Below are 13,080 nucleotides of genomic sequence, written 5' to 3' on the forward strand. Positions count from 1 at the left end.
CTTTATCCACATTTGCCTATTAACATAATAGTTAAAGGAAATGTAATTTATTTGTAATAATCGATGTGATATAATGCACAGGACAATAAAGGAAAGGGATATCTCAATGGCAGATATAAGTCTTCATAACGCCGGCCCTGTGCCTGTGACGTGCATTTCGAATTATTTCATAGATCATTTTCTTTCGGAGCTTTCCGGAGAGGCAGTAAAGGTCTACCTCGCCCTTCTGCGCCTTGCGGGAGACAGACAGAGCGGATTTTCATGCTCTCTTATATCCTCAAGGGTCGGCACAGGTGTCCGTGAGGTGCGTACAGCTCTTGATGCCCTTTCCTCAAAGGGGCTTCTATCGCTTGATTATGACAGCGAGGGGGAGCTTTGCGATATCTGTATCAACGAGATCGGGACAGACAGGACTGCGGAGGAGAAGCCTGTCAGGAGGGAGAAGGCTCCTGTGGAAATGGCTGAGCCTGTGAAGGAGGAGACCAAAGAGCCTCCTCAGATGGACACAGAGGCGACAGAGCTAAGGAGTGATCCTGAGGTGAAGACCATACTTTTCATAGCCCAGAGATATCTGGGACGTACTCTCTCTAATAAGGATCTGCAGATGATCACATACTGGTATTTTGACCTCCATATGAGCGTCGATATGATAGACTATCTGATCACCTCAAGCATTGAAAAGGGCAAGACCAGCATAAGCTATATGAATCAGATAGCCATTGCCTGGTACAAGAAGGGTATAGGCAGCAAGGAAGAGGCTGCTATGGAGCAGAGACAGTTCTCATCCGAGGCAAATGCTGTTCGCAGGGCCTTCGGGATCAGCGGTCATGCCTTAGCCCCTGCCGAGCTTGATTTTATTGACAGGTGGTTTCACGAATGGGGCTTTTCCGAGGAGCTCGTCACTGAGGCCTGCAGCCGCGCCATAGTAAATACCGGCAAGGCGAATTACGCCTATGCTGAGAAGATCTTAAAGGGCTGGCATGACAAGGGCATAAAGACCCTGGATAAGGTCGCTGAAAGCGACAGCGCCCACAGGCAGGAGAATGAAAAGAAGTATAACAGAGCCGGCTCACAGCAGGGAAAGAACAAGAGCAGCTTTTCATTTTCCGAGACCAACGGATATGACGATGCGGCTGTTGCTGCTGCAATGCTGCAGCGGAATAATTTTTGAATTCTATGAAATTGACAAACACTCAGTACAATTCTATAATGCAGGAGTATCGCCGTCTGCAGCAGGACAGGGATGAGCTTATCAGGAAGCGGAAGAGGGAGCTTAGGGAAAAGGTTCCGGGCTTTGCGAGGCTTGATGACGATTTCATCGCCCAGGGCAGGAAGGCGCTTTTCAATTCACTCTCCCAGGGCGGCAGGGCTGATTTCAAGGGCCTGACTGATAGCGTGATATTTCAGGAGAAGGATCTTCTGAGGAGAAACGGATATCCTGAGGACTACCTTGACCCTCCATACCAGTGTCCGGACTGCAGGGACAGTGGCTATATAGACGGAGAACCCTGTCATTGCATGAAGAAGAGGGCAATAGAGATAGTGTTTAAGGATGAGCCTGTTATGAAACGTATGCTTACTGACCGTTTCAGTGATTTCTCGCTCGACTATTATCCGACTGACCGTATAGATCCTCAGACCGGCGCCTCAGCCAGGGACTGGGCGAAAAGGGCTCTTGAGGCCAGCAGGGGCTTTGTCGATACCTTCGGAGACGGGATCAGGAACATTGTCTTCTATGGCTCCGCCGGCTCGGGCAAGACCTTTCTTTCGAGCTGTATAGCCGGAAGCCTGTTAAGAGAAGGAAAGACCGTCCTTTATCTTTCTGCAGCAAGGCTTTTTGATGTGATGGCCGATCATTCGTTCAGAAGAGACGGATATTCGGACGATGTGGGATACACAAGTATCTTTTCATCGGACCTTCTGATAATAGATGATCTCGGGACAGAGATTTCCAATGCATTCACGTCTCTGTCTCTTTTTGATGTGATTCAGTCGAGAGCTTCATCTGAGAAGGCTGTAATCATTTCCACCAATCTGGATCTTAAGGAGATCCGCGGGAGATATACCGACAGGATATACTCGCGGCTCATTGAGAGATATAACTTTTACCATCTGTTTGGTTTCGACGGCAGGTACGAAAACGGACTGAAGAACTTGAAACCTGCAAAGAAAAATGGAGGACATTAAGACATGCCGGCAAATGATGACATCCTGGCTTCACGTAAACCAGTAGCCCCTCTGGGACTCATTTCCTTAAAAAGCTGCGAGGCCTTAGGCGACAAGGTGGACTGCTACCTTGTGAAGTGGCGCAAGAACCGTAAATCAGACCATCTGGATTTTGTAGATCAGAATAATTACAAGGCTGATACCTACAAGATCTCTGTTTCCTGCCCTAGATTCGGAAGCGGAGAGGCAAAGGGTACTATAAATGAGTCTGTAAGAGGTCTGGATCTCTATATAATGGTAGATGTGACTAACTACAGCCTGACCTATTCGCTCTGTGGCCAGACCAACCATATGTCGCCAGACGATCACTATTCCGATCTGAAGAGAGTCATAGCTGCCGTAGGAGGCAAGGCCAAGAGGATCACTGTTATCATGCCTTTCCTCTATGAGAGCAGGCAGCACAGAAGGACAGCAAGAGAGTCACTCGACTGCGCTATGGGTCTGCAGGAGCTTGTAAATATGGGTGTTGAGAATATCATCACATTTGACGCTCATGACCCCAGGGTACAGAATGCCATCCCGCTTCACGGATTCGAGTCAGTCCAGCCGGCATATCAGTTCATAAAGGGTATCTGCCGTGAGGTAAAGGACCTTTCGATCGACAATGATCACCTGATGATCATAAGCCCGGACGAGGGTGGTACAAGCCGTGCGGTATATATGGCTACAGTTCTTGGTGTCGATATGGGAATGTTCTACAAGCGCCGCGATTACTCAAAGATCGTCGACGGTCGCAACCCTATCGTAGCGCATGAATTCCTTGGAAGCTCTGTCGAGGGCAAGGACGTGATCATTGTAGACGATATGATCTCATCTGGTGAGTCTATGATCGACGTAGCAAGGGAGCTCAAGAAGAGAAAGGCAAGAAGGATTTTCTGCGTGGCTACATTCGGCCTCTTCACGAACGGCCTGGCTTCATTCGACAAGGCAGTCGAGGAAGGTACTATTTTCAAGGTAGTAACTACCAACCTTGTATACCAGACCGAGGAGCTGCTTTCCCGCGATTACTACATCAACTGCGACATGAGCAAGTACATAGCCTACATCATAGATACATTAAACCACGATTGCTCTATATCAAGCCTGCTCGATCCGTATGAGAGGATTGATAAGCTTATTGGGAAGTATAAAGGGGCCAGGGCCTAGGGGACAGGGGTAGGCCGCTAAACGCCAGCCCCTGATCTCCTGACCCTCGTGCCTGCCACCTTCTTTGCCACAAATGCTGCCGCTGTTCCTATTGCCATCCCTGCCAGCACATCTGTCGGGAAATGTACAAACAGGTACATCCTTGACAGAGCAATAAGGGATGCAAGGACCAGTGCGCAGGCTCCGTATTTTTTATTATATAAGAATATTGAGACTGCAACTGCAAATGAGGCTCCGGAATGTCCGGAAGGGAAGGAATAGTCCTTAGGGATCCTGATCAGCATATCAACTGAGTGATCGATCCAGCAGGGGCGTGGCCTTTGAACTATATTTTTTACAATGAAGATAATAAGCGCCTCGCCAGAAAGGGCCAGGCCGCAGGTCACGCCTATCCTTTTATCCTTTGCAAATATCAGTATAAGTATTGTAAGGACGATCCAGAAGATCCCTCCATCTCCGAAACGGGTTATAAATTTGAAAAATCCGTCCAGAAGAGGGGTATGTATGGTCTGCAGCGCATGAAGTATCTTAAATTCCCAGCTCATTATTTTGAATCCTGACTTTTTTCTGATTTGTTTTTGATTTAACCATTTCATAGCTCCTGCCGGCTCTCACTCAGACCGTGATCCCGGCCTCGCGGAGGACAGATGCGATCTCGCGTATCCTGTCATTCCTTAGCGTTTCTGCTGAGGCGAAAGCTCGCGGATGGTAATGCCTGACATATTCGATGATAGCATCGAGAGAATCAATTGTTTCCTCGCCCAGCTTGATGAATTTTTCTGCAGACATAGAATGAGACAGCGATTCGCCTCTCAGATAGTAGTTGTAAAGAGGCCTGTTAAGCCAGCTGATTGAGGGATCTCCTATCTGATCGAGCCGCTCGAGTGTCCAGAGCTTGTCTTCATAGTGGGAAAGATTTTCCCTGAAGCCTGGAATGGAGCCGTTTTCTGTGATCGAGCTGACCCGCCAGATCTTGTTCCAGGGATAACCTCCTCCGCATAGATATGGATCCTCAAGGATCATCTGATAGAGCTTCTCATTTGTGGCTTCTGTCTCTTTTTTTTCAAATACATATGAAAAAAGCTTATCCTTCTGGTGGATATACCAGCCGTATATGCACAGATCGGATGAGCTCTCCTCCATCTGCCTGAAAAGAGCCGACAGACAGCCGGGCTCCAATGTGTCGTCAGCGTCGGCAAACATCAGATATTTGCCGCTGATCTGCCTGAGGCAGGCATTTCTGGCAGATGAGACACCGCTGTTTTCCTGACCTATAAGCCTGATTCTAGCATTCGTGGAGGCGGCCTTTCTAAGGATCGACCAGGAATCGTCGCAGGAGCCATCATCGCAGATGATCCATTCATAGTCGGTGAAATCCTGCTTCTCGACAGACCCTATAAGGGCAGGGAGATATATTGCAGCATTATATACTGGAGTGATCAGTGAAATTTCCATAAGCATAAGTATAACCGGATTTGGAAAAGATGCAAGGCCGAAAGCCTGTAGGTAAGAGCGAGTCGAAGACGAAGCTCGAACCACAGGCGAGGCCGCTGTCTGAGATTAGCGAGAATGAGTCGAAGACGAAGTTCGAGCTTAACGAAGACAGCTTCCTTAGCAAGGAGGTGCGAGGTGTGAGGTGCGAGGTGAGAGGTGCGAGGTGCGAGGTGTGGGGTACGAGGCCGATAGGACTGGATTTTTTGGGGATATTATGGTAGTATATAAAAATTGCGTAGGGAAGGGTAAAAGGGTATAGGGGTTAGGGTATAGAGGATCAGAGCGGCACTTTGTAATACTGCCAGCTGCTGGCCCATCCAGGAGGACAAAATGACATTATATGACGAACTTGTAGCCAGAGGCCTTATAGCTCAGGTTACAGATGAAAAAGAAATCAGAGACCTTATAAACAACGGGAAGGCTACCTTCTATATTGGCTTCGATCCGACTGCTGACTCACTGCATGTCGGACATTTCATGGCTATGATCCTGATGAAGAGGCTGCAGCAGGGCGGCAACAAGCCTATTGCCCTGATGGGCGGTGGGACAGCCATGATCGGAGATCCTTCGGGTCGTAGTGATATGAGAAAGATGATGACGACCGAGACGATCGATCACAATGTAGAATGCTTCAAGAAGCAGATGAGCCGTTTCATCGAGTTTGGAGAGGGAAAGGCCAGGATTGTAAACAATGCAGACTGGCTGCGTAATCTCAATTTCCTTGACTTTATGCGCGATATAGGGCCATGCTTTTCTGTAAACGAAATGCTTCGTGCCAGATGCTATGTGAACCGTCTGGAAAAGGGACTGTCATTCCTTGAATTCTCCTATATGCTGATGCAGAGCTACGATTTCATGAGGCTCTACCAGGATTACGGCTGCAATATGGAGTTCGGTGGAGATGACCAGTGGTCAAATATGCTCGGAGGAACGGAACTTATCAGGAAGAAACTGGGTAAGGATGCCTATGCTATGACGATCGCCCTCCTTCTGAAGCATGACGGGACCAAGATGGGAAAGACCGCCGGTGGAGCTGTCTGGCTCGATCCTGACAAGACAAGTCCGTACGATTTTTACCAGTACTGGAGAAACGTAGACGATCAGGACGTGCTTGGCTTCCTTCGCAAGATGACCTTCCTTCCGCTTGAACAGATCGATGAGATGGACAAGTGGCAGGGTGAGCAGCTTAATGAGGCCAAGAAGATCCTGGCCCATGAGCTCACATCCATGGTTCACGGCGAGGATGAGGCGAGAAAGGCAGAGGAGGCCGCAGTATCTATATTTACGAGTGGTTCAGCTGAGAATATGCCTTCAGCTCAGATTGCTGAAAAGGATTTCCGCGATGGTAGTATTGATATAATCGGCGTTCTGGTAGCAGCAGGTCTGGCTTCCTCGAGAAACGAAGGGAGAAGGGCAGTCGAGCAGGGCGGAGTCACTGTAAACGGAGAAAAGGTGACCGATATCCACACTTCCTATGAAAAGGCGGATTTTGAGAAGGACTTCATCCTGCGTAAGGGTAAGAAGAAATTCTGTAAGGTAACACTTTAATGGGATTTTACATTTAACAGGCAATAATAGACCGGAGGCGTGATAGGCCTCCGGTCGTTTTGGTTCTGATCCTCTCGAAATGGGAAGATACTTGTATCTATACCCTGTCCACTTTTTATGCTACAATGATCATATGGCAAACCCCTGAGAAAGGACGGCATGGACTATGGAGAGACTTCTTCCGACAAGTGTACAGACATTCGAGACATTAAGGGACAAGGGTATGGTCTATGTGGATAAGACCAGCTATATAGACAGGCTTAGGAAAAAGAGCCGGGAGATCTTTCTCAGCCGGCCGAGACGTTTTGGAAAGAGCCTTTTTACCTCTACGCTGGAAGCTTATTTCCTGGGAAAGAAGGAGCTATTTACAGGACTAAGCATTTCTGAAATAGAAGAGAAGAAGGGAGATCAGGCTTGGAGGACATATCCGGTTATACCCTTCTATCTGGCAAGCGGGGAATTCAACAGGGAAAACGGACTTGAAGATATACTGGACGGTGTTCTGGAAAGCTGTATTGAGAACTATGGATTGACAGGCGATTATTCTATAAATGGAGAGACTCTGCCGAGAAGGTTCAAAAGTCTTCTTGAGCGTCTTTATCAGAAGACAAAAAGCCCTGTAGTGGTCCTTATCGATGAGTACGACAATCCGCTGCTGAAGGCAGAGGACCCTGAGCAGGAGAAGAGGAACAGGGAGCTCTACAAGGCTTTTTTCTCGGTGCTCAAGGACCAGGACAGATATCTGGAGTTTGTATTCTTTACCGGGGTCACGAAATATTCAAAGGTCTCTATCTTTTCGGATCTGAACCAGCTGAAGGATATATCCCTGCTGGATGAATTTTCAGGTATCTGTGGCTTTACCGGAAAGGAGATAAGGGATACCTTTTCTCCGGAGATAAAGGAGATGGCAGAGAGCAGAGGCATTTCTGTGGATGAGTGCCTTGCACAGATGAAGGAAAAGTATGACGGCTATCATTTCTCGGGGAATTCTGAAGGCATATATAGTCCCTATAGTGTGATAAATGCCTTGTCGGACCGGGAGCTTGGGAGCTACTGGTTCGGTTCAGCTTCGCCTGGCCTGATAGTAAAGAAATTCGAATCTTCTTCTGCATCTGTGAGTCAGCTCGAGAAGGGGGTAGAGGTCACCAAGGCGGATATGATGGATTATCGTATAGATGATCCGGACCCGATCCCCCTGTTTTATCAGTCAGGCTATCTGACCATAAAATCATATGACCCGGAATTCCTTACCTATACTCTGGGTTTTCCGAACAGTGAGATAAAGTATGGCTTTTACAGGGCGCTGGTTCCTTATGTGCTGGGAGAAAAGGATGCACAGACGAACTTTTCAGTGCGCGATCTGGTGCTGGCAATCAGGAAGGGCGATGTTGATTCTCTGTACACACAGCTTCATTCCCTTTTCGCTTCAGCGCCATATATGACGACCAGGGCAGCATCATATGAGGAGGTATGGAGAAACCAGATCTTCCTGATATTTGAGTTGATCGGAGAGTTCGTAGTCTGTGAACAGCACACGTCAGAGGGCAGAAGCGATATAGTGATAGAAACCAATGACTATGTGTATATAATGGAATTCAAGGTCAACGGAAGTGCAGAGGAGGCATTAAAGCAGATCGAGGAAAAGGGATATGCACAGAGATACAGGGCTGGCAAGGCACAGATCATAGAAATAGGAGCAAGCTTTTCGAGCAGGCAGCGGAATATAGAGGAATGGCGGGCGAAAAGGTGAGAGGGGTGAGGTGATCGCGGTTTCTAGTATGGCCATAAAGATCAAGGCAGGACAGAACCAACTACGATCTATTACTACGAGAAACATCTGATAGAGATCTATCCGGCAATGGGATATTTTGGCTCCAACCCTCTCGGTCTAGGGAAATACTTGAAGCACAAGGGAATTAGATATAAGAAGTACTACCGGTACAAAAATTTTTCAAATGCTGTATCGGAGAAAAAGAAGTGCGTGATGGTAATGTCGCAGTGGAACAGGTTGCCGGATAAGGGTATTCATACTTATGCAATAAAGAAAAATAGTGCAAATGATTTTGCTGGATTCAACTATAAGTATGATACCAAACCAAATCCAAGAAAACGGTTAGTAAGCTTTGCTGACGGCGGGTTTATAGTGGGGTATCTTGTATGGTGAATAATAGAAGAATAAAGATCGTTTCGGTAATTTTATTACTTGTTGTAGTTATTACGACTATAACGGCCTGTGGGAAAAAATTCTGGCAATATAATACAGGATGGTTTAGTGAAGATCCGTATATATATATAGCACCTAACCATACTGATAATATGATAACTGTGGATGGAAAAAAGAAGCAGCTTAATGCAGCCTGGGATCCATCGGGGTTAGAAATATACTTTTATGATCCGAAAAAGCCAGAAAAGGAGGGTGAACACGAGGATAATTATATAATCATCGGTGAGGTAAAGATAAGGGGCGGCAAGCTGTATATGAAGGTCACCAAGGACACGGTAAGTGATCTGAAGGGAAAGACAATAGTCTTCGAGCAGAAGAGGCCGGCGGATCTGGATCAGTTGCTTAAGGTATAGATGAGAGAGTATAGATAAGCTTTTTCAGACCTCGCAGCTAACACCTGTATCTATACCCTGTCCCCTTTTTATGCTACAATGATCATATGGCAAACCCCTGAGAAAGGACGGCATGGACTATGGAGAGACTTCTTCCGACAAGTGTACAGACATTCGAGACATTAAGGGACAAGGGTATGGTCTATGTTGATAAGACCAGCTATATAGACAGGCTTAGGAAAAAGAGCCGGGAGATCTTTCTCAGCCGGCCGAGGCGTTTTGGAAAGAGCCTTTTTACCTCTACGCTGGAAGCTTATTTCCTGGGAAAGAAGGAGCTATTTACAGGACTAAGCATTTCTGAAATAGAAGAGAAGAAGGGAGATCAGGCCTGGAGGACATATCCGGTTATACCCTTCTATCTGGCAAGCGGGGAATTCAACAGGGAAAACGGACTTGAAGATATACTGGACGGTGTTCTGGAAAGCTGTATTGAGAACTATGGATTGACAGGCGATTATTCTATAAATGGAGAGACTCTGCCGAGAAGGTTCAAAAGTCTTCTTGAGCGTCTTTATCAGAAGACAAAAAACCATGTAGTGGTCCTTATCGACGAGTACGATAATCCGCTGCTGAAGGCAGAGAACCCTGAGCAGGAGAGGAGGAACAGGGAGCTCTACAAGGCTTTTTTCTCGGTGCTTAAGGACCAGGACAGATATCTGGAGTTCGTATTTTTTACCGGGGTCACGAAATATTCAAAGGTCTCTATCTTTTCGGATCTGAACCAGCTGAAGGATATATCCCTGCTGGATGAATTTTCAGGTATCTGTGGCTTTACCGGAAAGGAGATAAGGGATACCTTTTCTCCGGAGATAAAGGAGATGGCAGAGAGCAGAGGCATTTCTGTGGATGAGTGCCTTGCACAGATGAAGGAAAAGTATGACGGCTATCATTTCTCGGGGAATTCTGAAGGCATATATAGTCCCTATAGTGTGATAAATGCCTTGTCAGACAAGAAACTAGGGCGGTACTGGTTTGGGTCAGCTTCACCAAGGCCGATAATAAAAAAGCTGGAAGAGTCCCCTATCAGGCCTGATGAGCTGGAAAACGGCGTGACAGTCAGGGAATCAGATATAATGGATTACCGGATCGATGATCCGGACCCGATCCCCCTGTTTTATCAGTCAGGTTATCTTTCGATAAAAAAGTATCTGCCGAGGTTTGAATCGTACGTTCTTGGCTTTCCTAATGAAGAGGTGAAGTATGGTTTCTTGAATTCGCTTCTGCCGTTTGTTTTAGGCGAGGCGGACAGAGAAAAATCGTTTTCTGCTCAGAAAATAGTGATGTCGCTGGAAAATGGTGATACCGACGCTCTGTACACACAGCTTCATTCCCTTTTCGCTTCAGCGCCATATATGACGACCAGGGCAGCATCATATGAGGAGGTATGGAGAAACCAGATCTTCCTGATATTTGAGCTGATTGGAGAGTTCGTAGTCTGTGAACAGCATACGTCAGAGGGCAGAAGCGATATAGTGATAGAAACCAATGACTATGTGTATATAATGGAATTCAAGGTCAACGGAAGTGCAGAGGAGGCATTGAAGCAGATCGAGGAAAAGGGATATGCACAGAGATACAAGGCCAGCAGGGCACAGATCATAGAAATAGGGGCAAGCTTTTCAAGCAGGCAGCGAAATATAGAGGAATGGCGGGCGAAAAGGTGAGAGGAGTTTGAATGAAAAAGCAAAGAGTCCTTCTTATAGTAGTAGTTGTAGAAAGCTTTCTTCTTGTATTGGCAGGAGCCTTATGCTTTTACTTTACAAGGAACACAGACAGACCGGTATATACGAAGCTAGAAGATGATAATGGCACACTTGAATATTGGTATGAGTTTTCAGACGGTCGATTATATAAGGAGACCTCTATTCTCACGATCACTGATTTGAAAGCCTATTCAGAAGGTGAGGACCCGGAGAAGGTCTATCAGCTAAGGTCAAAGATAATAAATACCTGGAATAAAAAATACAAGGGGTATAGTGGTAAAATCTGGAGAAAAGGAAACAGGTGCACGATTATAGAATGCACTTATATAGACCTGCTTTCTGATAAGGAACTTAAGACTATGGGTATGCAGGATAAGGCTACTTTAAGGAAGCTGAAGAGGGATGATATTAAGCCGATCAGAATGGGAAACTATAAATGAACACAGGCGGGTGATAATAAGTCTGGTTTTGGTTGAGGGGGCCTAGGAGCTAAGGTATAGGGCCAAGGGTCTATGGGATCCGGAGACAGTATGTAAAATATACACTTGCTATATCAAAGCCAACCCGAGAAAAGCGGAGGCATAATAAATCTATATTTTCGAGCAGGCAGCGGAATATAGAGGAATGGCAGGCGAAAAGGTGAGAGGTGAGAGGGCAGAACTTTCATAGCCGTAGGTATCTATGCTAGCTTTTTATACTCACATCTTAACGACTTTTAAATACGAGATCAGGCCTTGGCGGTGATTTCTTAAGTGCTATGGGATGATAAGACAATGTCTGATCATTCGGCGCCGGACAAAAGCTGTTGACAGAAAACATGAAGATGTGATAAAATAATTCTGATAATAGGCAACGAGATATTGAAATTAGGAGGTTTCTAATATGAAAAAAATTATTATGATCGTGTTTGCGATAACAGCTGTTGTATGCTCTTCTGTTTTAAATCCTGTATCAATTAAGGCTTCAGACATTTATTTTACTAATCAGAACGGAGTTACACTGAGCAAGGATCAATACGAGTATCTTTCGAAATTTTTCAGCTATGATACTTTATATACGATGAGTAAGTCGGGGTTGGAATCTTTAAAAGACGAGAATGATCTTCACTCAATAAATACAGAAAAGTATATTCGTGTAGATGAGTGGTATGACCGGAACGGAAATCTTGTTTCGAGTACGGAAAAAGAGGTTGATAAGAATACCGCTGAAAACTATAAGGGATCGAATCCCTTGAAGTCGTATCAGACATCACATACTACGAGTATGAAAAAAATAAGCATGCAGGTTTTAGCGGGTAATGATTCTAGAATAGTTACAATCACTAATAAGTGGCTGTCGATTCCTTCAACAAAATCGTATGATGTTCTGGCGTTAAGACCGGAAACACGATCTTGCGTGATTAATTCAGCAAGTTTAATGAGTGCATATCAAAAATATGATGGTATAACTATTGGCTACGGATCTTCCAGCGAAAATGTAAAAGTGAAGCCGGGATTAAATGGGGATGGTGGAGTAGGCATTTCGATGAATATACCTGACAGTACCAGCGATTCACTTGAATCTTCGTTGACAGTGCAATTTTTTTCAGGAGCGAAGATATTTGAAGTATATGGTACTTACCAGCATGCAGCCTCACCTGTCACATTATCACAGTCAAAGAGCTATAGCTTCAGCTCGGCAGGACTTGGAAACGTACTGTATTATTCAAATAGCAGCATAAGAAGTAAGTATGATAATACACGTGGCCTGTATTTAAACTATAGATACGGGGAGGAATTTGAATGAAAAAGCAAAGAGCCCTTCTTGTAGCGGTAGTTGTAGAAAGCTTTCTCCTTGTAGTGGCAGGAGTCTTGTGCCTTTACTTTGCGAAAAACACGGACAGTCCGGTATATATAAAACAGGAAGAAAAATATGATACGGTGGAATATTGGTTTGAGTTTTCAGACGGCCGATTATATAAAAAGACCAGCATACTTACGATTCCGGACTTAAAAGCCTATTCAGAAGGTGAGGACCCGGAGAAGGACTATCAGTTAAGGTCAAAAATGATAGATACCTGGAATAAAAAATATAAGGGGTATACTGGTAAAATCTGGAGAAAAGGAAACGGCTGTACGATAATACAATGTACTTATATCGACCTGCTTTCTGATAAGGAGCTGAAAGCCATGGGTATGCAGGACAAGGCTACTTTACGAAAACTGAAAAGGAATGATATTAAACCAATCATAATGGGAAACGATAAATGAATACAGCCGGGAGATAATAGGTTTGCTTTTGCTTCATTTTGTTCTGATTGAGAAACAATAGACCGGAGGTGGAATGTCGTATTGACAAACCTCCGGTG

At 45.5% G+C, this 13,080-nt stretch carries 13 protein-coding genes; 11 read left to right on the forward strand and 2 right to left on the reverse strand.

Annotation, left to right across the window (positions count from 1 at the left end):
* The first annotated feature begins 106 nt into the window (after positions 1-106).
* The 3 genes from ACTNCK_RS06290 to ACTNCK_RS06300 are packed head-to-tail and all read left to right on the forward strand — an operon-like array spanning position 107 to position 3,372.
* A complete protein-coding gene (locus tag ACTNCK_RS06290) occupies positions 107-1,171 on the forward strand; it encodes a DnaD domain protein (RefSeq protein ID WP_441081668.1) in 1,065 nt (354 codons plus the stop codon).
* Between the two features lie 5 nt (positions 1,172-1,176).
* Positions 1,177-2,187, forward strand: coding sequence for an ATP-binding protein (locus tag ACTNCK_RS06295; RefSeq protein ID WP_441081669.1), 1,011 nt, complete (start codon positions 1,177-1,179; stop codon positions 2,185-2,187).
* Between the two features lie 3 nt (positions 2,188-2,190).
* Complete coding sequence (locus ACTNCK_RS06300; RefSeq protein ID WP_441081670.1) at positions 2,191-3,372, forward strand: ribose-phosphate pyrophosphokinase; 1,182 nt, start codon at positions 2,191-2,193, stop codon at positions 3,370-3,372.
* A 17-nt stretch (positions 3,373-3,389) separates the two neighbouring features.
* On the opposite strand, the gene ACTNCK_RS06305 is transcribed toward ACTNCK_RS06300, so the two are convergent.
* On the reverse strand, positions 3,390-3,917 hold the full coding sequence (locus tag ACTNCK_RS06305) for a phosphatase PAP2 family protein (protein WP_441081671.1): 528 nt from the start codon (positions 3,915-3,917) through the stop codon (positions 3,390-3,392).
* A 70-nt stretch (positions 3,918-3,987) separates the two neighbouring features.
* Positions 3,988-4,827 carry a glycosyltransferase family 2 protein gene (locus ACTNCK_RS06310; RefSeq protein ID WP_441081672.1) on the reverse strand — a complete coding sequence of 280 codons (840 nt, stop codon included), beginning with the start codon at positions 4,825-4,827 and terminating at the stop codon, positions 3,988-3,990.
* A gap of 369 nt (positions 4,828-5,196) precedes the next feature.
* On the opposite strand from ACTNCK_RS06310, the gene tyrS reads away from it, so the two are divergent.
* The 8 genes from tyrS to ACTNCK_RS06350 all read left to right on the forward strand — a co-directional run bounded on the left by tyrS (position 5,197) and on the right by ACTNCK_RS06350 (position 12,982).
* A complete protein-coding gene (gene tyrS, locus ACTNCK_RS06315) occupies positions 5,197-6,414 on the forward strand; it encodes a tyrosine--tRNA ligase (protein WP_441081673.1) in 1,218 nt (405 codons plus the stop codon).
* A gap of 166 nt (positions 6,415-6,580) precedes the next feature.
* The gene (locus tag ACTNCK_RS06320; protein ID WP_441081674.1) at positions 6,581-8,164 is read left to right on the forward strand and encodes an AAA family ATPase; all 1,584 of its coding nucleotides are present in this window, start codon (positions 6,581-6,583) and stop codon (positions 8,162-8,164) included.
* A 108-nt stretch (positions 8,165-8,272) separates the two neighbouring features.
* Positions 8,273-8,578 (forward strand): hypothetical protein, encoded by a 306-nt coding sequence (locus ACTNCK_RS06325; RefSeq protein ID WP_441081675.1) that lies wholly within the window; start codon positions 8,273-8,275, stop codon positions 8,576-8,578.
* Positions 8,572-8,991, forward strand: a complete 420-nt coding sequence (locus tag ACTNCK_RS06330) for a hypothetical protein (protein ID WP_441081676.1) — start codon at positions 8,572-8,574, stop codon at positions 8,989-8,991. Before ACTNCK_RS06325 ends, ACTNCK_RS06330 begins: the two co-directional genes overlap by 7 nt.
* Before the next feature lie 119 nt (positions 8,992-9,110).
* The gene (locus tag ACTNCK_RS06335) at positions 9,111-10,694 is read left to right on the forward strand and encodes an AAA family ATPase (RefSeq protein ID WP_441081677.1); all 1,584 of its coding nucleotides are present in this window, start codon (positions 9,111-9,113) and stop codon (positions 10,692-10,694) included.
* 11 nt (positions 10,695-10,705) lie between these two features.
* Positions 10,706-11,173 carry a hypothetical protein gene (locus tag ACTNCK_RS06340; RefSeq protein WP_441081678.1) on the forward strand — a complete coding sequence of 156 codons (468 nt, stop codon included), beginning with the start codon at positions 10,706-10,708 and terminating at the stop codon, positions 11,171-11,173.
* Positions 11,174-11,615: 442 nt separating this feature from the next.
* Entirely contained in the window at positions 11,616-12,518 is a 903-nt protein-coding gene (locus ACTNCK_RS06345; protein WP_441081679.1) for a hypothetical protein, read from the forward strand.
* Complete coding sequence (locus ACTNCK_RS06350; protein ID WP_441081680.1) at positions 12,515-12,982, forward strand: hypothetical protein; 468 nt, start codon at positions 12,515-12,517, stop codon at positions 12,980-12,982. Before ACTNCK_RS06345 ends, ACTNCK_RS06350 begins: the two co-directional genes overlap by 4 nt.
* Positions 12,983-13,080: the final 98 nt, after the last annotated feature.

Origin of the sequence: Candidatus Weimeria sp. HCP3S3_B5 (genome assembly GCF_052064335.1) — a bacterium.
Taxonomy (GTDB): domain Bacteria; phylum Bacillota; class Clostridia; order Lachnospirales; family Lachnospiraceae; genus Weimeria.

Excerpts from the sequence above, each read along its gene's own strand:
- ACTNCK_RS06290 (WP_441081668.1), top strand. The coding sequence starts at position 107 with ATGGCAGATATAAGTCTTCATAACGCCGGCCCTGTGCCTGTGACGTGC.
- ACTNCK_RS06295 (WP_441081669.1), top strand. The coding sequence starts at position 1,177 with ATGAAATTGACAAACACTCAGTACAATTCTATAATGCAGGAGTATCGC.
- ACTNCK_RS06300 (WP_441081670.1), top strand. The coding sequence starts at position 2,191 with ATGCCGGCAAATGATGACATCCTGGCTTCACGTAAACCAGTAGCCCCT.
- ACTNCK_RS06305 (WP_441081671.1), bottom strand. The coding sequence starts at position 3,917 with ATGAGCTGGGAATTTAAGATACTTCATGCGCTGCAGACCATACATACC.
- ACTNCK_RS06310 (WP_441081672.1), bottom strand. The coding sequence starts at position 4,827 with ATGGAAATTTCACTGATCACTCCAGTATATAATGCTGCAATATATCTC.
- tyrS (WP_441081673.1), top strand. The coding sequence starts at position 5,197 with ATGACATTATATGACGAACTTGTAGCCAGAGGCCTTATAGCTCAGGTT.
- ACTNCK_RS06320 (WP_441081674.1), top strand. The coding sequence starts at position 6,581 with ATGGAGAGACTTCTTCCGACAAGTGTACAGACATTCGAGACATTAAGG.
- ACTNCK_RS06325 (WP_441081675.1), top strand. The coding sequence starts at position 8,273 with ATGGGATATTTTGGCTCCAACCCTCTCGGTCTAGGGAAATACTTGAAG.
- ACTNCK_RS06330 (WP_441081676.1), top strand. The coding sequence starts at position 8,572 with ATGGTGAATAATAGAAGAATAAAGATCGTTTCGGTAATTTTATTACTT.
- ACTNCK_RS06335 (WP_441081677.1), top strand. The coding sequence starts at position 9,111 with ATGGAGAGACTTCTTCCGACAAGTGTACAGACATTCGAGACATTAAGG.
- ACTNCK_RS06340 (WP_441081678.1), top strand. The coding sequence starts at position 10,706 with ATGAAAAAGCAAAGAGTCCTTCTTATAGTAGTAGTTGTAGAAAGCTTT.
- ACTNCK_RS06345 (WP_441081679.1), top strand. The coding sequence starts at position 11,616 with ATGAAAAAAATTATTATGATCGTGTTTGCGATAACAGCTGTTGTATGC.
- ACTNCK_RS06350 (WP_441081680.1), top strand. The coding sequence starts at position 12,515 with ATGAAAAAGCAAAGAGCCCTTCTTGTAGCGGTAGTTGTAGAAAGCTTT.